Raw genomic sequence first — 22,181 nt, forward strand, 5'->3', positions numbered from 1 at the left:
ACGCCCGGCTAGTAACCGAGTTCCGCCGCGGATTCGAACGGGCCCACCACGGTGATGGTCCGGGGCGCGGCAGCCAGCTCAGCGGCCAGCGCCTGAACCTGTTCAGCCGTCACGGACTGGATCCGGCGCAGCGACTCATCAATGTCGATGAACTCCCCGCTCACCAGTTCGGCGCGGCCGAGACGGGACATCCGTGAGCCGGAGTCCTCCAGACCCAGCACCATGCCGCCGGAGATCTGGCCCAGAGCCTTCGCAAGCTCGGCAGGTTCCACGCCGTCGGCGGCCAGACGCTCGAGTTCACTCCCGAGCAGGTCGATGACCTGGCGGGTCTTGGCCGGCGAGCAGCCGGCGTACATGCCGAAATAGCCGGCGTCGGCGTAGGAAGCCGAGAAGGAATAGGTGGAGTACACCAGGCCGCGCTTCTCCCGGATTTCCTGGAACAGGCGCGAGGACATGCCTCCGCCCAGGATGGTGTTGAGCACGCTCATGGCGAAGCGGCGGTCATCGGTGGCCGTCAGGGACGGGCAGCCCATCACAATGTTGGCCTGCTCCACCGGCCGGTTGAACACGTGCACGCCCGCGGTACCGGAGATCTGCGCCGGTTCGGTGTTGCGGCGCGGCGACGGAGTGGCGGCGGGGTCCAGTTCCCACCCGGCGGTGCGCAGGGCAGCCAGGACGAGGTCGCAGACCTGGTCATGGTCCAAGCCCCCGGCGGCGGTGATGACCAGCTCGTCGGGACGGTAGTAGCGCCGGTAGTGGTCCAGGACGGCCTCGCGGGACACGCTGCGGATCGCTTCCGGGGTGCCGCCGATGGGACGGCCCAGGGGGTGGTCCCCCAGCACGGCTTCGGAGAATTTTTCGTGGCAGAGATCAGCCGGGTCGTCATTGTCCATGGCGATCTCTTCAAGAATGACGTCGCGTTCCTGTTCCAGTTCTTCCGGATCCAGGACGGCGGAGGTGACCATGTCGGTAATAACGTCGATGGCCATGGGCAGATCGGTGTCCAGCACGCGTGCGTAGTAGCAGGTGCTTTCCTTGGCAGTGGCGGCATTGGACTCGCCGCCCACCTCGTCAAATGCCGAGGCGATATCCATCGCCGAACGGCGGGTGGTGCCCTTGAACAGCAGGTGTTCAAGGAAGTGTGTGGAGCCGTGCCGGCCCGCGGCTTCATCCCGCGAGCCGACACCAACCCAGAATCCGATGGCCGTGCTGCGCTGGCCCGGCATTTCCTCCGTCAGGACCCGGACGCCGCCGGGCAGCACGGATCGGCGCACAACGGCGCCTCCCGGCGTGCCGACTACCAGAGTCGGGTCGGAGGGCAGGGTGGTCAGCGGAAGCTGGACAACCGTCCCGTGCTCCTTCGAAGAAGGGGTCACGGGACGGTTTCCATCGGAAAAGTCCGGCATTTACTCTGCAGACTCGGTTTCTGCTGCCTCGGCGCCTTCGGCGTCCTCGGCAACGACCGGGGAGAGCGAAAGCTTTCCGCGGTCATCGATCTTGGTGATTTCCACCTGTACCTTCTGGCCCACGGAGACGACGTCGTCGACGTTGTCCACGCGCTTGCCGCCGGCGAGCTTACGCAGCTCGGAGATGTGCAGCAGGCCGTCCTTGCCCGGGGTCAGGGAGACGAAGGCACCGAACGTGGTGGTCTTGACTACCGTGCCGAGGTAACGCTCGCCGATCTCGGGGACCTGCGGGTTGGCGATCGCGTTGATCGCCGAGCGGGCAGCCTCGGCGGATCCGCCGTCGGTTGCGCCGATGAGGACGGTGCCGTCATCTTCGATGGAGATGTCAGCGCCGGTGTCCTCCTGGATCTGGTTGATCATCTTGCCCTTCGGGCCGATGACTTCGCCGATCTTGTCCACGGGGATCTTCACCGAGATGATGCGCGGAGCGAACTCGGAGAGTTCGTCCGGAGCGTCGATGGCAGCCTGCATAACATCCAGGATGTGCAGGCGTGCTTCGCGGGCCTGCTTCAGTGCTGCTGCCAGCACGGAAGCGGGGATGCCGTCGAGCTTGGTGTCCAGCTGGATGGCCGTGACGAACTCGGAGGTACCGGCAACCTTGAAGTCCATGTCGCCGAAGGCATCTTCGGCGCCGAGGATATCGGTCAGCGCGGCGTAACGGGTTTCGCCGTCAACCTGGTCGGAGACCAGGCCCATGGCGATACCGGCAACCGGAGCGCGCAGCGGCACACCTGCGTTGAGCATGGACAGCGTCGAGGCGCAGACCGAACCCATGGAGGTGGAGCCGTTGGAGCTCAGGGCTTCGGAGACCTGGCGGATGGCGTACGGGAATTCTTCACGCGAGGGCAGCACCGGAACCAGGGCGCGCTCGGCGAGGGCACCGTGGCCGATTTCGCGGCGCTTGGGCGAACCCACGCGGCCGGTCTCACCGGTGGAGTACGGCGGGAAGTTGTAGTTGTGCATGTAGCGCTTGCGCGTTACCGGGGACAGCGAATCGATCTGCTGTTCCATCTTCAGCATGTTCAGCGTGGTGACGCCCAGGATCTGGGTTTCGCCGCGCTCGAAGATGGCCGAGCCGTGCACGCGGGGCAGAACCTCAACCTCGGCGGTCAGCTGGCGGATGTCCGTCAGGCCGCGGCCGTCGATGCGTACCTGCTCCTTGAGGATGCGCTGGCGCACAACCTGCTTGGTGACGGAACGGAAGGCAGCGGAGATTTCGCCTTCGCGGCCTTCGAACTTCTCGGACAGCTCAGCCTTGACTTCGTCCTTGAGGACATCGGCGGCGGCGTCGCGCTCCTGCTTGTCGGCGATGGAGAAGACCTGGGCCAGCTTGTCAGCGGCTGCGGCTTCAACGGCCTCGTACACGTCATCCTGGTAATCCAGGAAGATCGGGAACTCGACGGTGGGCTTGGCGGCGCGTGCTGCCAGGTCCGACTGGGCGTCGCACAGGACCTTGATGAACGGCTTTGCCGCTTCCAGGCCCTCGGCAACGATCTCTTCGGTCGGGGCGGTGGCGCCCTCGTCCTTGATGAGGTTCCAGGCGTTGTCGGTGGCTTCGGCCTCGACCATCATGATGGCGACGTCGTCACCGGCAATGCGGCCGGCAACCACCATGGAGAAGACTGCGCGCTCCAGTTCGGAGTGCTTCGGGAAGGCAACCCACTGGCCGTCGACCAGGGCAACGCGGACGCCGCCGATCGGGCCGGAGAACGGCAGGCCGCTCAGCTGGGTGGACATGGAGGAAGCGTTGATCGCGACGACGTCGTAGAGCACGTCGGGGTTGATCGCCAGCACGGTCACGACAACCTGGACCTCGTTGCGCAGGCCCTTGACGAAGGCGGGGCGCAGCGGGCGGTCCATCAGGCGGCAGGCCAGGATGGCTTCGGTGGACGGACGGCCTTCGCGGCGGAAGAACGAGCCCGGGATGCGGCCGGCAGCGTACATACGCTCCTCGACGTCCACGGTCAGCGGGAAGAAGTCGAAACCTTCACGCGGGGACTTGCCGGCGGACGTGGCCGAGAGCAGGGCGGTGTCTTCGTCAATGTAGACCATGGCCGCGCCGGCTGCCTGCTGGGCAAGGCGGCCGGTTTCGAACCGGATGACGCGCTTGCCGTATTTGCCGTTGTCAATGACGGCTTCTGAGAACTGAATTTCGGGACCCTCCATATGAGAGCCACCTCCGTTTCTTCTGTGGGCGGAGGCACCCAGCACCGTTTCAAAACTTCCTTCCGCACGGCATGGGCCGTACGTTCAACACCCGGTCTTCGATCGAGGTCCACGGGCTGATATCTCCCGGAGACCACTACCGAGGACCGCGAATGCTGCGATGCTGGCTGACTCCTGTGGTGTTTTGCTGTACTTCGCTTTATTTCTTTGCGGGTCCCCGCAGCTTTACTGCAGGGACCGTTCGCGATTCAGACAGGTGCGCTTCCGGTTTTCCCGGTGTCCATGCCTGCCTGCGCAAAAGGCGGCTCCCCGTGCGGATGCACAGGTGCCGCCTTCCACAAAGACTATCGACGCAGGCCGAGGCGCTCGATGAGCGCACGGTAGCGGGCGATGTCGGTCTCGCGCAGGTAGGTCAGCATACGACGACGGCGACCAACCATGGCCATCAGGCCGCGGCGGGTGTGGTGGTCATGCTTGTGGGTCTTCAGGTGCTCGGTCAGGTCGAGGATGCGCCGTGACAGCACAGCAACCTGAACCTCGGGGGAACCGGTGTCCCCTTCAGCCCGAGCGAACTCCCGAATGATTTCCTGCTTGACGGCGGGATCGAGTGCCAATGTAACTCCTAGAGTTGTGCCGTGAGGCCCGAGTCAGCACTTCGCTGCCGGGAATCTTCGCGTTCCAAGGACGTACGTCCTCAAGACACAAAGAAATTCAGCCGCCACGGACCGCAGCCGAATTTGAATCCAGTTTACCCGGCCATGCCGCTTTCTGTCGAAAGGACTTCCCGGGTGCGTTCCACGTCCAGGCGCATCTGCTCCACCAGGGCCTCCGGTCCGGTGTAGGCCACCATGCCGCGCAGCCGGTCCACGAATTCCACCACCACATGCTGGCCGTAGAGGTCAAAGTCCTCGACCTGCTCTGCCGGGCGGTCAATGACGTGCGCCTCCACCTGCCGGCTCACGCCTTCAAACGTCGGATTGGAACCGACGGACACGGCAGCGGGCCAGCGTGCTCCGGACTCGTCCACCAGCCAGCCGGCGTAAATACCGTCAGCCGGGATCAGCCCGGAGGCATCGGTCGCGAGGTTGGCTGTGGGGAAGCCCAGTTCCCGGCCGCGTGCCGCGCCGTGGACCACTTCGCCGCGCATCCGGTGGGTGCGGCCCAGCAGGCGGGCGGCGGTCCTGACATCCCCTTCGCGGAGGGCTTCGCGGATCCAGGTGGAAGAGCAGCGCCGTCCGGACGCCGGCCCGTCCGGCAGGGCGCCGAAGTCATCCACGGCCTCCACGCCGAAGCCCAGTTCCCGGCCGAGTTCGCGCATGGTCTCCAGGTCTCCGGCGTTGCCCCGGCCGAACCGGACATCGTGGCCGATAACCACCGTTTTGACGTGCAGGACGTTCACGAGCACCTTCCGCACGAATTCCTCCGCGGTGAGGGCTGCCAGGTCCAGGGTGTAATGCATCATCAGCAGCCCGTCCAGGCCGGTGTCCGCCAGCGCCTGGACACGGTCCACGGTGCCCATGATCAGTTCCGGGGCACTCTCGGGGCGGTGGACCTGGGCGGGATGCGGGTCAAAGGAAATGGCTACCGCCGCGGCGTCCTGCTCGCGGGCGGCCTTCACGAGCCGGGCCAGGACATGCTGGTGGCCCAGGTGCACGCCGTCGAAGTTTCCGATGGTGATTACTGTCGGACCAATGCCGGCCGGTACCTCCGCCAGGTCATTCCAGTAGTACACGCAGGCTCCTTCAGAATTTTCCAGTGCCGGTCGAACGGCCGGTTCAGCCTCCGGGGCGTTGGCCGCGCCGGGACCTATCCATTATGTCCGATCAATCCCGGTCAGCGGGCACCGCTTCCGGTTCCGGGCTCGGCTCCCCCGGCATCCGCATTTCCCTGCCCGCTGTATTCACGGCGCAGTTCGCTCGTCTTGGCAATGAAACGGTGCCAGACCAGCAGGGCCGGCGGGAAGGCGAGTTCGACGATCATCAGCACAATGAAGGTGAAGTGGGGCGTGCCGGAGAAGGCCCAGGAGAGCACCCGGCCGATGCCGCCCAGGAAGACCATCAGACAGACCAGCCAGAGCATGTTGGCCCACTGGAACTTCACGGCAATGGCGACAAAGGCCGCGCCTACACCCACCATCATGGCGGAGAAGAACCGGAATTGGCTCTCCAGGGTCGGGTTGACCTCTCCCCCGCTGCCGTCCGGCAGTCCCGCTGTTCCGGTGATCAGGTTGTAGAGGCCGAAACCGGCCACCAGCACCCCGACGCCGATGACCACGGCGCGGAACACACCCCAGTCATCACTGGTTTTGTAGGGCTTGGGTGCTTTGGTGCGGCCGGGTGTCTTGCCGCCCGTGGTCCGGCCGGCGGACGCGGACCCCTGCCCGGCGGTTCCTCCGGCGTCCGCTTCCGGCGGGCGGGTGCCTGCGGATGCCGCGTCCCGGGACGGCGGCCGTTCTGCTCCCCTGCCGCCGGCCTGCGGGGTCTGGCGGCCCGGTGTTTCTCCGGGCGTTGGCGCTGCGTTGCTCATGGCTTCCCCTGACGAAATCGGCACTGCTGCTTGTTCCTGCCATCGTCTCACGCCGCCGCGCCAATCAGGTAAGCATGCTTATTTCTACTGCCGGGCGTCGCCCCGGTGCCGGTAGAGCCACCAGAGACCAATCGCCGGAAGCACCAGCGGCACATAGCCGTACCCGCTGCCGAACCCGGACCATACCGTGTCATCGGGCAGGGCGCCGGGATCGAGCAGACCCAGGAAGCCGACGGCGAGCACACCGGCCATCTCCACCCCCACGGCTGCTACTGACACCTTGTAGGCGGTGGGGCCGGAGCGGGCCAGGCCCACGGTGGCGACAATGTAGACCACCGCCGCGAAGGCGGAAAGCAGGTAGGCCAAGGGGGCATGGTCGAATTTGGTGGCGATCTGGAAGGCTGCCCGAGCGGTGGCCGCCAGGGCGAAAATCGCGTACACGGCTACCAGCAGGCGTCCCGGCCCGGCGTTGCGTGCTGCGGGGGCCGCTGAATCGCCGTTGCCGGCTTTTCCGGCGGCGCTGCCGCGGTTGGCGCCGGTGATACGGTTTGCCCCGGTTTTACGGTTCATAGCTGGTTTACTCCATCCCAGATCTGCTCCATGCGGAACAGCATGACAAAAACGGTGAGGCCCACGGCCGAGAGCACAATGTTGCTCCAGCGGCTGCGGTCCATCAGTGACCACCAGACCGCACCGACCGGAATGACCATGGCGGTCAAAAGGTAGCCCCAGAACTCCCAGGGTTCCCCGGCAATGCCCTGCCCGCCCGCAAGCCGGACCAGCGACACGACGCCGTAGACCAGCAGTAACAGTTCCACCGCGGCTGCCGAGAGGATCGTCAGGTCATTCGGTCCCTGCTTCAGGATGGCCGCCCCGAGGCACAGCACCACCGACACCAGGCAGACCAGCGAACCAATAATAAAAAGCGGATCCACGGCTACGCCTTCTCGTTCCCGGGAGCGAACACCAGCAGTGCCTTGGCTTGTTCACCCTTATCTTCGAGCAGGCCCACCACGTGGCCCTGCGGGTCCATTGCGGCAACCGGGGCGCTCACGTCGCTTCCGGTGGCGCTGATCCGGCGGCCGTGGGAGAGGTCATCCGCCTCGGCGGCGGTAAGGTGACGGACCGGGAAGAGGTCCGCCGCGGCGTCGTCGAGGTCCGTGACGCGAAGCTCTTCGGCCAGCTGGTCCAGCGTGGAGGCGGCATCGATGCCGAACGGACCCACCTGGGTGCGCCGCAGCGCCGTCAGGTGCCCGCCAACGCCCAGGTGGGCGCCCAGGTCCCGCGCCAGGGCACGGATATAAGTGCCGGAGGAACATTCCACCGTCACGTCGACGTCGCGCAGCTTGCCGCCGTTCTCCCGGCGGATGTCATGGATCTCGAACCGGGAGATGGTCACCGGCCTGGCCGGCAGGTTCACCTCGCCGCCGGCACGCACCTTGGCGTAGGAGCGTTCCCCGTTGACCTTGATGGCACTGACGCTGCTGGGCACCTGCTGGATCTCGCCGGTCAGGGTCAGTACAGCAGCCCGGATATCCTCATCGGTCACTGCTGCGGCGATGGTTTCGGCGGTCACATCGCCCTCGGCGTCATCGGTCACCGTGGACTGGCCCAGCCGGATGGTGGCTTCATAGGTCTTGGAGGTGCCCACAATATAGGTGAGCAGGCGGGTGGCCTTGTTGATCCCGACCACCAGCACTCCGGTGGCCATCGGGTCCAGGGTGCCGGCGTGCCCGACCTTCCGCGTACCGGCGAGCCTCCGCAGGCGTCCGACCACATCGTGGCTCGTCCATCCCTGCGGCTTGTCCACAATAATCAGTCCTGAACGGACCTGCCCTGAATTCACGCCTTTCAGTATATGTTGCGGCGCGCTGCCTCCGGGGCACGCCCGCCCGGGCCGCAGCGATAGCATTCGACTATGGCACAGCTTGCACCCCATGTCCGAAGCGTCCCGGCGAACCAGATCCGGGAGATCACCCAGGCGGCGTGGGCCCGGCCGGACTCCATTGTCCTGAGTATCGGCGAACCCGGCTTCCCTACCCCGGTCCACATCCTGGATGCGGCGCGGGCCACGCTGGACCGTGACGAAACGGGCTACACCCCCAATGCCGGCATTGCGCCGCTTCGGCAGGCCTTCGCCCGGCGTACAGGTGACGGCATCGGCCAGGACATTGACCCCGGCCGGGTCTTTGTCACCGCAGGGGCCCAGCAGGGACTGCACCTGGCCATGAGCGTGCTGCTGGATGCCGGTGACGAGATCCTGGTCCCCAACCCGGGATACCCCACCTTCGCCATGACTGCCGGTCTGCTGCACGCGGTCCCGGTGGAATACCCGCTTTATCCGGAACTCGGGTTCCAGCCGCGCATCGAGGACATTGAAGCGCTGCTCACGCCGCGCACGCGGGTGCTTCTGCTCAATTCCCCGTCCAATACCCTGGGGGCAGTGTTCAGTGCCGAGCTGACGCGGGATCTGGTGGCCCTCGCCCGGCGGCATGATCTGTGGATCATTTCCGACGAATGCTATGAAGCGTTCACCTTTGACGTGCCGCATGTGAGTCCGTTGGCGTTCGACGGCGCGGACGGGGAACGCGTGATCGCCTCGCTGACGCTGTCCAAGACATACGGACTGACCGGCCTGCGCATCGGCGCCCTGGTGCTTCCCGCGGGACTGGAGCCGGTGATGAACACCGTGATGGAATCCATCGTCTCCTGTGTCGCCTCGCCCTCGCAGTACGCGGCGCTGGCGGCCCTGACCGGTCCGCAGGATTACGTGGAGGAAGCGTCCGCCCATTACCGGGCCAACCGTGATGCCGCGGCCGCCGTGCTGGCGGCAAAAGGCATCCGGTTCCTGGAGGCTGAAGGTGCCTTCTACCTGTGGGCGGATGTCTCGCATGCCAGCGGCGGAAACGTGCGGGAGTGGACCTTCCGTTTCCTGGCGGAACAGGGCGTGGCGGTGGCGCCGGGAACGGCGTTCGGGTCCATTGGCGAGGGGTGGATCCGCATTGCCCTGTGCGGAGACCGCGGCGAGCTGATCCGCGGGCTCGGCCGCCTGCCGGAACCGGCCAGGATCGCCGAGGCGGCCGGTTAAACAATGGAGGGAACGGTTCCTTCCGGAACCGCTCCCTCTGGTACGCCTCTTGCAGTTATTTGGCGTCGGAATCTACCGAAGCGTCTGAGTCTTCATCGTCGTCCTCGAAGTCCTCGTCCTTGCGGTAGGGATCGGCGTCGCCGGCGTAGGCGGCACCCTGCTTCAGCGCTGCGAGTTCCTCGTCGCGCTTCTTGGCCTCCCGGATCAGTTCCTCGAGGTGGCTGGCGTTCACCGGGATCTCGTCAGCGACGAATTCCAGGGTCGGGGTGAGCCGGACGGTGATGTTCTTGCCAACCTCGGCGCGCAGGATTCCGCGGGCGGATTCCAGTGCGGCCTTAGTGTCGGCCTGCTGTGCCTCGTCCCCGAATACCGTGTAGTACAGGGTGGCGTGCTGCAGGTCATTGGTAACCCGGGCATCGGTGATGGTCACGAATCCCAGCCGGGGATCCTTGATCCGCCGCTCGAGCGCCTGGGCAACTACCACCTTGATGCGGTCAGCGAGTTTCGCAGCGCGTGCTGGATCTGCCATTACCTCTCCTTAGATAAAGATGTGGGTTCGCAACGAAGGCGGCCGGTGAGGGCCGCCGTCGTGCGCTGGTATGCCCCGAAGGCCAGCGGAATACTGCAATCTCTGACCGGGACGGAGCGGGCGGAAACGCCCGCAGGCAGGGGCCGCCGGTGACGGCGGCCCCTGGCCGGGGAGTTAGACCCGCGGCTTTTCGCGCATCTCGAAGGTCTCGATGATGTCGCCTTCCTTGACGTCATTGAACGAGCCCAGGCCGATACCACATTCGAAGTCGGTACGGACTTCGGTGGCGTCATCCTTGAAGCGCTTGAGCGAGTCCACGGTGAGGTTCTCACCGATGAGCTTGCCGTCGCGGGTAACCCGTGCCTTGGCGTTGCGTCGGATGACACCGGAGCGGACGATCGAGCCGGCGATGTTTCCGAACTTGGAGGAACGGAAGACTTCGCGGACCTCGGCGGTGCCGAGCTGGACTTCCTCGTACTCAGGCTTGAGCATGCCCTTGAGGGCGAGCTCAATGTCATCGATGGCTGCGTAGATGACCGAGTAGAAGCGCATGTCCACGCCTTCACGCTCGGCCAGGTCGGCAACGCGCTCAGCCGGCTTGACGTTGAAGCCGATGATGATCGCGTTGTCCACGGTCGCCAGGTTGACGTCGTTCTGCGTGATGGCACCAACGCCGCGGTGGATGACGCGCAGCTGCACGCCTTCGCCGACGTCGATCTTGAGCAGCGAGTCTTCCAGGGCTTCAACGGCACCGGACACGTCGCCCTTGAGGATGAGGTTGAGGGTGTCAACCTTGCCCTCGGCAACGGCCTTGTCGAAGTCTTCCAGGCTGATGCGCTTGCGGCGCTTGGCCAGGGCGGCGTTGCGGTCCGCAGCCTCACGCTTTTCAGCGATCTGGCGGGCGGTACGCTCGTCGTCGGTCACGAAGAAGGTGTCGCCGGCGCGGGGAACGTTGGACAGGCCGAGCACCTGGACCGGGCGTGAAGGCCCGGCTTCGGTGACGTTGTCGCCGTTCTCGTCGAACATGGCGCGGACGCGGCCGTGGGCCGTGCCTGCCACAATCGTGTCGCCGACCTTCAGCGTGCCGGACTGGACCAGCACGGTTGCCACCGCGCCGCGGCCCTTGTCCAGGTTGGCTTCGATGGCGATGCCGCGGGCATCCTTATCCGGGTTGGCGCGCATGTCCAGGGCAGCGTCTGCGGTGAGCAGCACGGCCTCGAGCAGGGCGTCGATGTTGAGGTTCTGGCGGGCCGAGACCTCAACGAACATGGTGTCGCCACCGTATTCTTCGGGAACCAGGCCGTATTCGGTCAGCTGGCCGCGGACCTTCTCCGGGTTGGCGCCTTCCTTATCGATCTTGTTCACTGCCACGACGATCGGCACGTTGGCCGCCTGTGCGTGGTTGAGTGCTTCAACCGTCTGCGGCATCACGCCGTCGTCGGCTGCGACAACCAGGACCGCAATATCGGTGACCTTCGCACCACGGGCACGCATGGCGGTGAACGCCTCGTGGCCCGGGGTATCGATGAAGGTGATGGCCCGCTCGGTACCCTCGTGATCGAAGTCGATCTGGTAGGCACCGATGTGCTGGGTAATGCCGCCGTGTTCGCCTTCAACAACGTTCGAGTTGCGGATGGCGTCGAGCAGGCGGGTCTTACCGTGGTCAACGTGACCCATCACGGTGACTACCGGAGGACGGGCTTCGAGTTCATCGTCGCCTTCGGCTTCCAGTTCGGCCTCGAAGTCGATGTCGAAGCTGCTCAGCAGTTCGCGCTCTTCGTCTTCGGGGGACACAACCTGGATCTTGTAGCCCAGCTCCTCGCCGAGAACACCGAAGGTCTCCTCGTCCAGGGACTGGGTGGCCGTTGCCATTTCACCGAGGTGGAAGAGCACGGTCACCAGTGCTGCCGGGTTTGCCTCAATCTTGTCGGCAAAGTCCGTGATGGACGCGCCGCGGCGCAGACGGACAACAGTGTTGCCGTCGCCGCGGGGTACCGAAACGCCGCCCAGCGACGGAGCTGACATCTGCTCCAGTTCCTGCCGCTTTGCCCGCTTCGACTTGCGCTGCTTGCCGCGGCCTGCGCCGCCCTTGCCGAAGGCACCGGCAGTGCCGCCGCGTCCGCGGCCACCCTTGCCGAAGCCGCCGCCAACGGGTGCACCGCCACCGGTACCCGGGGCTCCGCCCGGTCCGCGGCGGGGTCCGCCACCGGCACCCGGACGACCCGGGGCTGCCGGACGCTCGGTGCGGTTAGGCATCATGCCCGGCGTAGGCCGGGTTCCGCCGGCACCGGCCGGACGGGGTGCGCCACCCGGACGCGGTGCGCCCGGACGGGGTGCGCCGGGGCGGGGTGCTCCCGGACGGGGTGCGCCGGGACGGGGTCCACCTGCACCGGCAGCGGGACGGGGGCCTGCGGCACCGGGCATACCCGGGCGTTCGGTCTCGTCACGGCGTCCACCCGGACGCGGCATGCCCTGGGAGGTGGCAAACGGATTGTTGCCCGGACGCGGTGCGCCGGTTCCACGTTCGCCTTCGCCACGGCCGCGCGGCCGGGGCATGCCCTGGGAGGTGGCAAACGGGTTGTTGCCCGGACGGGGACCGCCGGCGCCGGGACGCGGAGCGTTTCCGGGACGGGGAGCCTGTGCGGCGGGCTTGTCGGCCTCTGCTGCGGGGGCTGCGGTTTCCGCGGCCGGAGCAGGTGCTGCCGGCGCGGCGGTTTCCGCGGCCGGAGCTGCGGGAGCCGGAGCTGCAGGTGCAGGGGCTGCCGGAGCGGGTGCTGCCGGGGTGCTTGCCTGCTCGGCTTCCGGTGCTGCGGGAGCGGGTGCTGCCGGAGCCGGCTTGCCGGGCTTGGGGGATGAAGATGCTGCGGGACGCGGCGTGGAATCGCCGGCTGCAGGCTTGGATTCGGTCGCCGTGGATGCGGCGGCCTTGTTCTCAGACGCCGGGAAGGCGCCTCGAAGCTTCTTTACTACCGGGGCCTCAATGGTGGAGGAAGCGGAACGGACGAATTCGCCCAGTTCCTGCAGTTTTGCAACTGCATCCTTTGAGGTAATGCCGAGCTCTTTAGCAAGCTCGTGTACGCGGACCTTGGCCACATTTCTCCTGTCTCGGTCCGCACCGAGCCAGGTACGAACCGTCTATTTGCTGCGGGCTTCCACTGCAGTTACAGCGGGGCCCATCACAGAGCACAACAAAGTACTCATCGCTGGGTACTCATCGGGTTTCCATCAGATTTCTGACCCGCTTTCAGGTTGGACGGTTTCGAGTCCGTTCCCGGTCGGAACGTTCTCAAGGGCCTTGAACCACCGTTCAACGTCCGTTATTCCCACCTGACCCTTGAAGGCCCGGGGAAATGCCGATCGTTTCACTGCCAGTCGCAGGCATGCTGGGTCGGGATGCAACCAGGCACCCCTGCCAGACACGCGGCGACGTTCATCGACACGGACGGCGGAAACGCCTTCCATGCTGACACGCGCCAGCCGCAGCAGAACAGCCTGATCACTCTTTTTCCTGCACCCGATGCATGTTCGCTGCGGAACGTGCGGGCGCCGGCGCTGTTCGGTTTCCGAGGCAGCGGCCGAAGCGGCTGCCGGTGCCTGAACGGCGGAAAGTGATCCGGCCTTATACATTCTAGCGCCTTTCCTGCCCGGCGCCGCATCGGCTTCCGGCACTGCCGGCCTAGGAGGCCTTGGCGTCGGAAACGATGTCGATCCGCCACCCGGTCAGCTTGGCGGCCAAACGGGCGTTCTGGCCTTCCTTACCGATGGCGAGGGAAAGCTGGTAGTCAGGGACCACCACACGGGCCGAACGCATGTCCTCGTCCGTGATGGTGACCGAGTTGACGCGCGACGGCGAAAGCGAGTTGGCGATGAACGTCGCCGGGTCCTCGCTGAAGTCGACAATGTCGATCTTCTCGTCGTGCAGTTCGTTCATGACCGCGCGGACACGCGACCCCATCTCGCCGATGCACGCGCCCTTGGCATTGATGCCGGGCACGTTGGCCTTGACCGCGATCTTCGTGCGGTGTCCGGCCTCGCGGGCCAGCGCCACAATTTCGACACTGCCGTCGGCAATCTCCGGAACTTCCAGTTCGAACAGCTTGCGCACCAGTCCCGGGTGGGAGCGGGAGAGTGTGATGGACGGGCCCTTGAAGCCGCGGCGCACGTCCACGACAAAGGCACGCAGGCGGGAGCCGTGGGTGTACTTCTCCCCCGGCACCTGCTCGGGCGGGGGCAGCAGCGCCTCCACGGATCCGAGGTTGACCTGGATCATGTGCGGGTTGTTGCCCTGCTGGATCTGGCCGGAGACCAGCTCCCCCTCACGGCCCTTGAACTCGCCGAGGATGGCGTCATCCTCAACATCGCGCAGGCGCTGCAGGATGATCTGGCGGGCGGTGCTGGCGGCAATGCGGCCGAAGCCGGCCGGGGTGTCGTCGAACTCCCCGACGGCGGTTCCGTCGTCGTCGACCTCCGTGGCCCAGATGGTCACGTGGCCGGTCTTGCGGTCCAGCTCAGCGCGTGCGGTGTCCTGCGCGCCGGTGGTCTTGTGGTAGGCAACCAGCAGAGCCTGCTCAATGGTCGGAATGAGCAGATCCAGGGGGATCTCCCGTTCACGTTCCAGCAGCCTCAGTGCACTCATATCTATATCCATCTAGGCCTCCTCAGCTGTGGTTTCATCATCCGGGGCGTCCTCGCCTGCCGGGTCGTCTTCAAGGTGGGCGAATTCAACCTCTACGCGCCCCTTGCGGATGTTGGCGAAGGGCAGGTGGACAGGGTCCCCCTGCTTGGCCTTCATCCCTTTCTTGACCGGAATTTCCGGTATCAACGTCACGCCGTCGTCATCGACGGAAACTATGCGGCCCATAACGTCGTCTCCGCGGCTTGCGGAGACGGAGACCATGCGTCCAACGTTCCGGCGCCAGTGGCGCGGTTCGGTCAGGGGCCGGGACACACCGGGGGACGAAACCTCCAGGCTGTACGGCCGGCCGTCGTCGTGGGGATCGTTGTCCATTGCGTCCGATACTGCCTGGGCTGCCACGGAAATCGCATCCAGGCTCACGCCGCCGGCCTGGTCCTCAGGAAGATCCACCACCACGTGGACCGTGCGGTGGGCACCGGCCATCTTGATTTCGATGTCTTCAAGGAAAAGGCCCTGCATCTGTACCGTGGGAGCCAGGTAAGTCTTGAGCCGCTGCGTCTCTGCGGCTACTTCCGCACGCATCGCGTTCTTACGGTAATCCGATGCCGTGTCTTTTTTGGGGTTGGGCCGAACCGCCATAGCTGCCTCCCACTAGATGTTGTTGTAGTACCTAGACTACCGACTTTCCGGGACCGGTTAGGCATCGATGCAGACCGGAGCGGCTTCGTGACATCATCAGGTGTTGTGAAAAAGCCTTTGGAAGACCCCGTGAACGAGCCGGGACACACCCGTACCCGGTCACGGGTGGGTGCCGTTCTGGGGCGCGCTGTGTTGTTTATCGCATTGGCTGCGGTGGTTCTCAGCTTCGGCATGGTGGCCGGAACACCGGGCTCCCGGGATATTCCCCGGACTTTCTCCGAGATTGCGCTTACGGAGGCCCGCGCCACCGCCCGCAGCCTCGCTGCCGAAGCCAGGGTGCTGGCCGAGGGTACGTCCGGCCGGACCGCGGCGGAACTGGAGGGGCAGGTGGATGTACTGCGCGAGCAGGCGGCACTGCTCACCGGGCCGGGCCGGACTGCGGGCGGCACCGGGTATCGCTCCAGTACCGAGGAACTGCTGTTTCCCTCCGAGGGCGCCTCCGACCCGGCCACGGAAAAGCCCGCGGCGGACGCACCGGACGCCGGCACGGAAGCCGCCGAACGGTATGTCCGCCAGCTCGCCGAATCAGCCCGGACCAGCCTGCATTCCGCCTGGCGGGCAGATGCCGAAACCGCGCGCCTCCTTGCCTCCACGGGGGCATCCCAGCAGGTCCTGGCCGAGCGGACAGCGGAACTTTATGACCTCCCGCCATCCGTCGCTGACGCCGGCGCCGGCACTTCCACGGTGCCGGACGGTACAGCGACCGCGTCTCCGGACGGGAAGAGCCGGACCGGCAGCCCGGCCGGAGAAGACTGCCCCGCCCCCTCCGGCACCGTTCAGGCGGCACCGGAGACGGTCGACGCCGCCGCTGCGCTGAACGCCGTGATCGATGCGGAACTGGGCACCGCCTACGCCTATGAGGTTGCTTTGGCCCAGGATCCGCGGGCCGCAGACTACGGCGCACAATGGCGCCGGCTTGCCGACGCCCACGAGGCAGGCGGCACGGCGGCGGTGCCCTTCCTGGCCGAGGTCTGCCTGCCCGTTGTCCCTCCGGTGGCGGCCTACCGGCTGGACGGGGATTTCCTGCTGGACCCCGCCGGCTCCCTGACTGCGCTGGAAGAGCGCCTGCCCTCCGTCTACGCTGACTTGGTGGCGTTGTCCGAGGGCACGCTGCGCGGCTGGGCCATCGAGCGGCTGGGCGCCGTCTCCGCTGACCTGTACCGTGATGCGGAAGCCGTTCCGGCCGCCCCCGGCCTGGCCGCCGTCCCCGATGATCTCCCGTGGAACTGATTTCCCGTCCCCAACTGCCAGGAGGCGCTTATGGCACCGGCCGTCGTCGTACCTGATGCCCTGCGGCAGCGCTATCTCGGAACCAGGGCCGGGCGCACCTGGCTTCAGGAGCTCCCGGACCGCGTCGAGGCGGGCCTGGCCGCATTCGGGCTTGTCCCGGATCCTGCCGCCGCCGGGCAGCCCTGGCACGGGCACGGCGCCCTCGTGCTTCCCGTGCGCTCCGCAGCCGGCAGCCCGGCGGTCCTCAAACTCCCGTTTCCCCATCCCGAGGCGGCGACCGAGGCAGCTGCCCTGCAGCTGTGGAACGGCCGCGGCGCCGTCCGGCTGCTGGACCAGGATGCCGCCGGGACCTGCCTGGTGCTCGAACGCCTTGATCCGGAGCGGACACTGCTGGATGTGGATCTGCCTGAAGCGGTGCGCGTATGGGGATCACTGATGCGGGTGCTGAGCGTGCCCGAAAGCGATTCACCGCACTGGGCTGCCATTCCCTCGCTGGCCGAACAGGCCGAACAGCTGTCCGACGAGCTTCCGGCGGAGTGGGAAGCCCTGGACCGGCCGTTTGAACGCTGGCTCCTGGAGGCCGCCCTGCAGGTGTGCCAGACCCGCGGCGCGGTGGGCAGGCGCTCCGCCCGGGATGTACTGGTGCATGCGGACCTGCACTACGCCAACGTACTGGCCAGACCCGGTACCGGCACCGACTACGCAGCCATTGACCCGCAGGCGGTGTACGGCGAGCCGGAATACGCCGTGGCACCGATGTTGTGGAACCGACTCCAGGATCTGGACCCCGAGGCACCCGAAGAGTCCCTGCTGGCGCGGCTGGAAGGGCTCTGCGCAGCCGCAGGCCTGGACCGGAGCGCGGCGGTGGACTGGAGCATCCTGCGTGAGGTCGCCAACGCCCTGGACTACGTCCGGCTCGGACTGGAGGGAGATGCCGCCCGCTCCGTGTGGGTGGCATCGGCGCTCACCGGCCGCCGGCATCCCGGCCTCCCCGCGGTTGGGGACCTGCCGGCGGCCTAGGGGCTTCCGGGGCGGGGGCCGCGAGGCATTACCCGCCCAGGTTCTCCACCCACACATCGTGGCCAAGCTTGATGATGAGTGCGCCCACCACCGCCAGGAAGACCACGCGGATGAACTTGCTGCCCTGCTTCACGGCCATCCGCGCGCCGATGTAGCCGCCGACCATATTGGCCAGGCCAAGCACCAGTCCCAGGCCCCACAGCACGGAGCCGTGCGGAAGGAAAAACGCCAGCGCACCGATATTGGTGGCCATGTTGACGATCTTGGCTTTGGCGCTGGCGGCGAGGAAGTTGTAGCCCAGGAGGGCAACCATGGCAATGATCAGGAAGGAACCGGTGCCGGGCCCGATCATGCCGTCGTAAAAGCCGATCACCAGCCCTATCGCCACCGCCGTCGCATAGTGGCGGCGCCCGGAGTGCCGGAGCTTCGTCAGCTCACCCACGGTGGGCTTGGTCGCGGTAAAGATGGCGACGGCGACCAGTGCCGCCACAATGATCGGTTTGAAGACCGAGGAGGGCAGCGACGCCGCCACCACGGCGCCTCCCATGCTTCCGGCCAGGGCAACGCCGGCCATGGGCAGGGCTGTCCGCAGATCCGGATGGGCGCGCCGGTAGTAGGTCACGGCACTGGTGGTGGTGCCGAACACCGACCCCATCTTGTTTGTTGCCAGCGCCTGGACCGGGCTGATGCCGGGCACCAGCAGGAGCGCCGGAAGCTGGATCAGCCCTCCCCCGCCCACCACGGCATCCACCCAGCCGGCCGCCAGGCCTGCCACCACCACGAGGGCGATGGTGGCAAGCGTGACGTCCTCGAGACCTGAAAGCACCGGGGTTACTGCGCGGCGGCGCGGCGCACGTACTCCACCGCTTCGGCCACCGGCACGTTTTCGGCAACGCCGGTGGCGCGGTCCTTGATCTCCACGACGCCGTCGGCCAGTCCGCGGCCGACCACCAGGATGGTCGGAACGCCGATCAGCTCGGCATCACCGAACTTCACGCCCGGAGAGACCTTGGGGCGGTCGTCGTAGATGACCTCCAGCCCGGCAGCCTCCAGCGCTTCGGAGAGTTCGGCAGCGGCGGTGAAGATTTCCTCGCCGCGGCCGGTGGCCACCACGTGGACGTCGGCCGGAGCCACGGAGCGGGGCCAGACAATGCCCTTCTCGTCGTGGTTGGACTCGGCCAGCGCGGCCACGGCGCGGGTGACGCCCACGCCGTAGGAACCCATGGTGACGGTCACCAGCTTGCCGTTCTTGTCCAGGACCTTCAGGCCCAGGGCCTCGGCGTACTTGCGTCCCAGCTGGAAGATGTGGCCCATCTCGATACCGCGGGCCGCTTCGAGGGCTCCGGATCCGTCGGGGGCTTCGTCGCCTTCGCGCACCTCAACGGCTTCGATGACGCCGTCCCAGGCGAAATCACGGCCGGCGACCAGGCCAATGACGTGCTTGCCGGGCTGGTTGGCGCCGGTGATCCAGCGGGTGCCTGAGACGACACGGGGATCCACCAGGTACAGCAGGCCGGTGGCCGATTCGGTGCCCAGCACCGGTTCGTCCACCGAGAGGCCCGGGCCGATGTACCCCTTGACCAGCCCGGGGTGCTTCTTGATGTCTTCGTCGGTGGCAGCTTCGACCTCCAGCTCCCCGCCGATCTCCACGTGCGCGGCAATGTTGGCTTCGATGCGCTTGAGGTCCACCGCACGGTCCCCGGGCACGCCGACGACGACGACGCGGCGTTCGCCGGTCGGCAAGGTCACGGCCAGGACCACGTTCTTGAGGGTGTCGGCGGCGGTCCATTCGCCGTCCTCCCGCGGGAAGCGGGCATTGACGTCGGCCACAAGGGTTTCGATGGTGGGGGTGTCCGGGGTGTCCACCACCTTTGCCTCGGGCGCGTTGGCGTAATCGATGGCGGCCGGAACAACGGTGGTGACCGCTTCAACGTTGGCAGCGTAGCCGCCGGCGGAACGGACATACGTATCCTCACCGACCGGAGTCGGGTGCAGGAATTCCTCGCTCTTGGAACCGCCCATGGCTCCCGAGACAGCGGAGACAACCACAATCTCCAGGCCGAGGCGCTCGAAAATGCGCAGGTAGGCGCCGCGGTGCGCCTGGTAGCTGGCTTCCAGACCCTCGTCGTCAATGTCGAAGGAGTAGGAATCCTTCATGATGAATTCGCGGCCGCGGAGCAGTCCGGCGCGGGGACGGGCCTCGTCGCGGTACTTGTTCTGGATCTGGAACAGGGAGACGGGCAGGTCCTTGTAGGAGCTGTACAGGTCCTTGACCAGCAGCGTGAACATTTCCTCGTGGGTGGGGGCCAGCAGGTAGTCGGCGCCCTTGCGGTCCTGCAGCCGGAACAGGTTGTCGCCGTATTCCGTCCAGCGGTTGGATGCTTCATAGGGTTCGCGCGGCAGTAGGGCCGGGAAGTGGACTTCCTGGGCGCCGATCGCAGCCATTTCCTCGCGGATGATGGTCTCGACCTTGCCCAGTACGCGCAGGCCCAGCGGCAGCCAGGAGTAGATGCCCGGAGCTGCCCGGCGGATGTAGCCGGCCCGGACCAGGAGCCGGTGGCTGGCGACGTCGGCGTCAGCCGGGTCTTCGCGCAGGGTGCGCAGGAAAAGGGTGGAAAGTCGAAGGACCACGCGAGGAATCCGTTTCTGCAGCGGTACGGCTGCATCTTCAGGGGATGTATTCCCTACTAATCTAGCGCGTGCCGCTGCCGGCTCCGGACAGATGAGGATAACGACACAGCCCTGTCCGGCTGCGGGCCGCGTTCAGAAGAGGATGGTGGCGAACGTCCCGACCTGGTCAAACCCCACGGCCTCGTAGGTGGCACGGGCGGGCGCGTTGTAGGAGTTCACGTAGAGGCTGGTGACGGGGGCGACGTCGAGGGCCGCGGACACCACTGCCGACATATAGGACCGGCTCAGTCCCTGGCCGCGGTATTCCGGGTTCATCCAGACACCCTGCACCTGCACTGCCTGGCGGGACACCGTCCCCAGCTCGGCTTTGAAGACCACCTGGCCGGCGGCGTCGAGGTCCAGCAGGGACTGGCTGCGCTCGATGAGGCCCTTGACCCGCTGGCGGTAGTGCCTGTCTCCGTTCGAGACCGGCGAGTAGCCGACTTCCTCCTCGAACATGGCCGTGCATGCAGGAAGCAGGACGTCCAGTTCTGCGGGGCGTGCGGGGCGGAGCCCCGGGGCCGGAGCAATCTGGGATGGCCCGGTCATCTGCAGCAGCGGTTGGTCCGGGCGGACGTCAAAGGGTTCGGCCGAGGAATGCCGCAGCTCGGACCAGATCGACAGGACCGCTTCGGACGGACCGAAGAGGGACGAAAAGCGGTTCCGCGACCGGGCAAGGTAGCGCCCCACTTCGGGGCCGGTCTCGGCATCAAGGCCCACGGGCACCACGTTGACCCCGAACCAGCAGGCACCGATCAGGGTACCGGCGTCGAACACGCCGACAACCCGTCCGCCGGCTGACGTGGGCGCGGCAGTTCGGGTCGTCTCCAAATGGGAGAGCATAAAAATATTGGCCACCGGGTCAGCGGCAGCCAGGTCCCACAGCGCGACAGTGTCTTCGTCGCGCAGGATCCGCAGCGCCGCACTGGAGGCGGCGCTGCGGATATCGCCCGCAGGCTTAGCTGACGGTAACCATGGGGCCACCCGTCCCAGCATCCTCACCTTCGGTTTCCCCCATCTCTTCCGCGATCCTCATCGCTTCTTCGATAAGGGTTTCCACAATCTGGTCCTCGGGGACGGTCTTGATGACCTCGCCCTTGACGAAAATCTGTCCCTTGCCGTTACCGGAGGCTACACCCAGATCGGCTTCGCGTGCTTCACCCGGTCCGTTTACTACGCAGCCCATCACGGCCACTCGCAGCGGGATGGTCATCCCCTCGAGGCCGGCCGTGACTTCTTCGGCGAGGGTGTACACGTCCACCTGGGCACGGCCGCAGGAGGGGCAGGACACGATTTCGAGCTTGCGGGGGCGCAGGTTCAGCGACTGCAGGATCTGGTTGCCCACCTTGATTTCCTCCACCGGCGGGGCGGAGAGGGACACGCGGATGGTGTCGCCGATGCCCTTGGAGAGCAGTGCGCCGAAAGCGGTGGCGGACTTGATGGTCCCCTGGAAGGCGGGCCCGGCCTCCGTGACGCCCAGGTGCAGGGGCCAGTCGCCGCGCTCAGCGAGCAGCTCGTAGGCACGGACCATGACCACCGGGTCATTGTGCTTGACGGAAATCTTGAAGTCGTGGAAGTCGTGTTCCTCGAACAGGGACGCTTCCCAGACGGCCGATTCCACCAGCGCCTCGGGCGTGGCCTTGCCGTACTTGGCCAGCAGGCGCGGATCCAGCGAACCGGCGTTGACGCCGATGCGGATGGACACACCTGCGTCCTTGGCCTCCCTGGCGATCTGCTTGACCTGGTCATCGAACTTGCGGATGTTGCCCGGGTTTACGCGGACACCGGCACAGCCGGCTTCGATCGCTGCATAAACGTACTTCGGCTGGAAGTGGATATCAGCGATGACCGGGATCTGCGACTTCTTGGCGATGATCGGCAGCGCGGCCGCGTCATCGGCGCTGGGGCAGGCAACCCGGACAATGTCGCAGCCCGACGCCGTTAGTTCGGCGATCTGCTGCAGCGTGGCGTTGATGTCCGTAGTGGGCGTGGTGGTCATGGACTGGACGCTGACGGGCGAGTCCGAGCCAACTCCTACCGATCCCACTTTGATCTGACGGGTTTTGCGTCGCGGCGCGAGAGTGGGCGGCGGTGCAGCTGGCATTCCAAGGTTGACCGAGGTCAAAACGTCCTCCATGTGCCGGTACGGCA

At 66.3% G+C, this 22,181-nt stretch carries 20 protein-coding genes; 3 read left to right on the forward strand and 17 right to left on the reverse strand.

Features of this window, described 5'->3' with window-relative positions:
* Positions 1-8: 8 nt before the first annotated feature.
* The 8 genes from AC5RTS_RS07125 to truB form a co-directional block, all read right to left on the reverse strand.
* Entirely contained in the window at positions 9-1,406 is a 1,398-nt protein-coding gene (locus tag AC5RTS_RS07125) for a M16 family metallopeptidase (protein ID WP_493991372.1), read from the reverse strand.
* Positions 1,407-3,632 (reverse strand): polyribonucleotide nucleotidyltransferase, encoded by a 2,226-nt coding sequence (locus tag AC5RTS_RS07130; RefSeq protein ID WP_493991373.1) that lies wholly within the window; start codon positions 3,630-3,632, stop codon positions 1,407-1,409.
* Between the two features lie 344 nt (positions 3,633-3,976).
* Complete coding sequence (gene rpsO / locus AC5RTS_RS07135; RefSeq protein WP_227904415.1) at positions 3,977-4,246, reverse strand: 30S ribosomal protein S15; 270 nt, start codon at positions 4,244-4,246, stop codon at positions 3,977-3,979.
* A 134-nt stretch (positions 4,247-4,380) separates the two neighbouring features.
* Positions 4,381-5,364 (reverse strand): bifunctional riboflavin kinase/FAD synthetase, encoded by a 984-nt coding sequence (locus AC5RTS_RS07140; RefSeq protein ID WP_493991374.1) that lies wholly within the window; start codon positions 5,362-5,364, stop codon positions 4,381-4,383.
* Between the two features lie 101 nt (positions 5,365-5,465).
* Positions 5,466-6,158, reverse strand: coding sequence for a DUF4345 domain-containing protein (locus AC5RTS_RS07145; RefSeq protein WP_493991375.1), 693 nt, complete (start codon positions 6,156-6,158; stop codon positions 5,466-5,468).
* 84 nt (positions 6,159-6,242) lie between these two features.
* On the reverse strand, positions 6,243-6,728 hold the full coding sequence (locus AC5RTS_RS07150; RefSeq protein WP_493991376.1) for a hypothetical protein: 486 nt from the start codon (positions 6,726-6,728) through the stop codon (positions 6,243-6,245).
* Positions 6,725-7,093: a hypothetical protein gene (locus AC5RTS_RS07155; RefSeq protein ID WP_493991377.1), complete on the reverse strand. Its 369-nt coding sequence runs from the start codon at positions 7,091-7,093 to the stop codon at positions 6,725-6,727. The genes AC5RTS_RS07150 and AC5RTS_RS07155 overlap by 4 nt, the downstream gene beginning before the upstream one ends.
* Positions 7,094-7,095: 2 nt before the next feature.
* Positions 7,096-8,004 (reverse strand): tRNA pseudouridine(55) synthase TruB, encoded by a 909-nt coding sequence (gene truB, locus AC5RTS_RS07160; protein ID WP_493991378.1) that lies wholly within the window; start codon positions 8,002-8,004, stop codon positions 7,096-7,098.
* Positions 8,005-8,076: 72 nt separating this feature from the next.
* Here truB and AC5RTS_RS07165 point away from each other — a divergent pair, with 72 nt between their 5' ends.
* A complete protein-coding gene (locus AC5RTS_RS07165; protein ID WP_493991379.1) occupies positions 8,077-9,246 on the forward strand; it encodes a pyridoxal phosphate-dependent aminotransferase in 1,170 nt (389 codons plus the stop codon).
* A gap of 55 nt (positions 9,247-9,301) precedes the next feature.
* Here AC5RTS_RS07165 and rbfA read toward each other — a convergent pair whose 3' ends face one another.
* The 5 genes from rbfA to rimP all read right to left on the reverse strand — a co-directional run bounded on the left by rbfA (position 9,302) and on the right by rimP (position 14,993).
* Positions 9,302-9,775 carry a 30S ribosome-binding factor RbfA gene (gene rbfA, locus AC5RTS_RS07170; protein ID WP_493991380.1) on the reverse strand — a complete coding sequence of 158 codons (474 nt, stop codon included), beginning with the start codon at positions 9,773-9,775 and terminating at the stop codon, positions 9,302-9,304.
* A gap of 174 nt (positions 9,776-9,949) precedes the next feature.
* Complete coding sequence (gene infB / locus AC5RTS_RS07175) at positions 9,950-12,868, reverse strand: translation initiation factor IF-2 (protein WP_493991381.1); 2,919 nt, start codon at positions 12,866-12,868, stop codon at positions 9,950-9,952.
* Between the two features lie 132 nt (positions 12,869-13,000).
* Positions 13,001-13,402 carry a YlxR family protein gene (locus AC5RTS_RS07180; RefSeq protein WP_493991382.1) on the reverse strand — a complete coding sequence of 134 codons (402 nt, stop codon included), beginning with the start codon at positions 13,400-13,402 and terminating at the stop codon, positions 13,001-13,003.
* 49 nt (positions 13,403-13,451) lie between these two features.
* Complete coding sequence (nusA, locus tag AC5RTS_RS07185; RefSeq protein ID WP_493991383.1) at positions 13,452-14,423, reverse strand: transcription termination factor NusA; 972 nt, start codon at positions 14,421-14,423, stop codon at positions 13,452-13,454.
* Entirely contained in the window at positions 14,424-14,993 is a 570-nt protein-coding gene (gene rimP / locus AC5RTS_RS07190) for a ribosome maturation factor RimP (RefSeq protein WP_493991552.1), read from the reverse strand.
* Between the two features lie 186 nt (positions 14,994-15,179).
* On the opposite strand from rimP, the gene AC5RTS_RS07195 reads away from it, so the two are divergent.
* Entirely contained in the window at positions 15,180-16,340 is a 1,161-nt protein-coding gene (locus tag AC5RTS_RS07195; RefSeq protein WP_493991384.1) for a DUF4439 domain-containing protein, read from the forward strand.
* 30 nt (positions 16,341-16,370) lie between these two features.
* Positions 16,371-17,360 (forward strand): aminoglycoside phosphotransferase family protein, encoded by a 990-nt coding sequence (locus tag AC5RTS_RS07200; RefSeq protein WP_493991385.1) that lies wholly within the window; start codon positions 16,371-16,373, stop codon positions 17,358-17,360.
* 28 nt (positions 17,361-17,388) lie between these two features.
* Here the strand turns inward: AC5RTS_RS07200 and AC5RTS_RS07205 are convergent, their stop codons facing one another.
* From AC5RTS_RS07205 to ispG, 4 genes are all read right to left on the reverse strand, one after another.
* A complete protein-coding gene (locus AC5RTS_RS07205; RefSeq protein WP_493991386.1) occupies positions 17,389-18,186 on the reverse strand; it encodes a sulfite exporter TauE/SafE family protein in 798 nt (265 codons plus the stop codon).
* 5 nt (positions 18,187-18,191) lie between these two features.
* Complete coding sequence (locus AC5RTS_RS07210; RefSeq protein ID WP_493991387.1) at positions 18,192-19,991, reverse strand: proline--tRNA ligase; 1,800 nt, start codon at positions 19,989-19,991, stop codon at positions 18,192-18,194.
* A gap of 132 nt (positions 19,992-20,123) precedes the next feature.
* A complete protein-coding gene (locus AC5RTS_RS07215; protein WP_493991388.1) occupies positions 20,124-21,014 on the reverse strand; it encodes a GNAT family N-acetyltransferase in 891 nt (296 codons plus the stop codon).
* Positions 20,989-22,155: a flavodoxin-dependent (E)-4-hydroxy-3-methylbut-2-enyl-diphosphate synthase gene (gene ispG / locus AC5RTS_RS07220; RefSeq protein WP_493991389.1), complete on the reverse strand. Its 1,167-nt coding sequence runs from the start codon at positions 22,153-22,155 to the stop codon at positions 20,989-20,991. The genes AC5RTS_RS07215 and ispG overlap by 26 nt, the downstream gene beginning before the upstream one ends.
* Positions 22,156-22,181: the final 26 nt, after the last annotated feature.

This window comes from Arthrobacter sp. MDT1-49-2, from assembly GCF_059090185.1.

Bases quoted from the DNA above. Each gene is read 5' to 3' on its own strand.
- AC5RTS_RS07130 (WP_493991373.1), bottom strand. From the start codon at position 3,632: ATGGAGGGTCCCGAAATTCAGTTCTCAGAAGCCGTCATTGACAACGGC.
- nusA (WP_493991383.1), bottom strand. From the start codon at position 14,423: ATGGATATAGATATGAGTGCACTGAGGCTGCTGGAACGTGAACGGGAG.
- AC5RTS_RS07125 (WP_493991372.1), bottom strand. From the start codon at position 1,406: ATGCCGGACTTTTCCGATGGAAACCGTCCCGTGACCCCTTCTTCGAAG.
- AC5RTS_RS07145 (WP_493991375.1), bottom strand. From the start codon at position 6,158: ATGAGCAACGCAGCGCCAACGCCCGGAGAAACACCGGGCCGCCAGACC.
- AC5RTS_RS07150 (WP_493991376.1), bottom strand. From the start codon at position 6,728: ATGAACCGTAAAACCGGGGCAAACCGTATCACCGGCGCCAACCGCGGC.
- AC5RTS_RS07200 (WP_493991385.1), top strand. From the start codon at position 16,371: ATGGCACCGGCCGTCGTCGTACCTGATGCCCTGCGGCAGCGCTATCTC.
- rbfA (WP_493991380.1), bottom strand. From the start codon at position 9,775: ATGGCAGATCCAGCACGCGCTGCGAAACTCGCTGACCGCATCAAGGTG.
- AC5RTS_RS07180 (WP_493991382.1), bottom strand. From the start codon at position 13,402: ATGTATAAGGCCGGATCACTTTCCGCCGTTCAGGCACCGGCAGCCGCT.
- rimP (WP_493991552.1), bottom strand. From the start codon at position 14,993: ATGCGTGCGGAAGTAGCCGCAGAGACGCAGCGGCTCAAGACTTACCTG.
- AC5RTS_RS07165 (WP_493991379.1), top strand. From the start codon at position 8,077: ATGGCACAGCTTGCACCCCATGTCCGAAGCGTCCCGGCGAACCAGATC.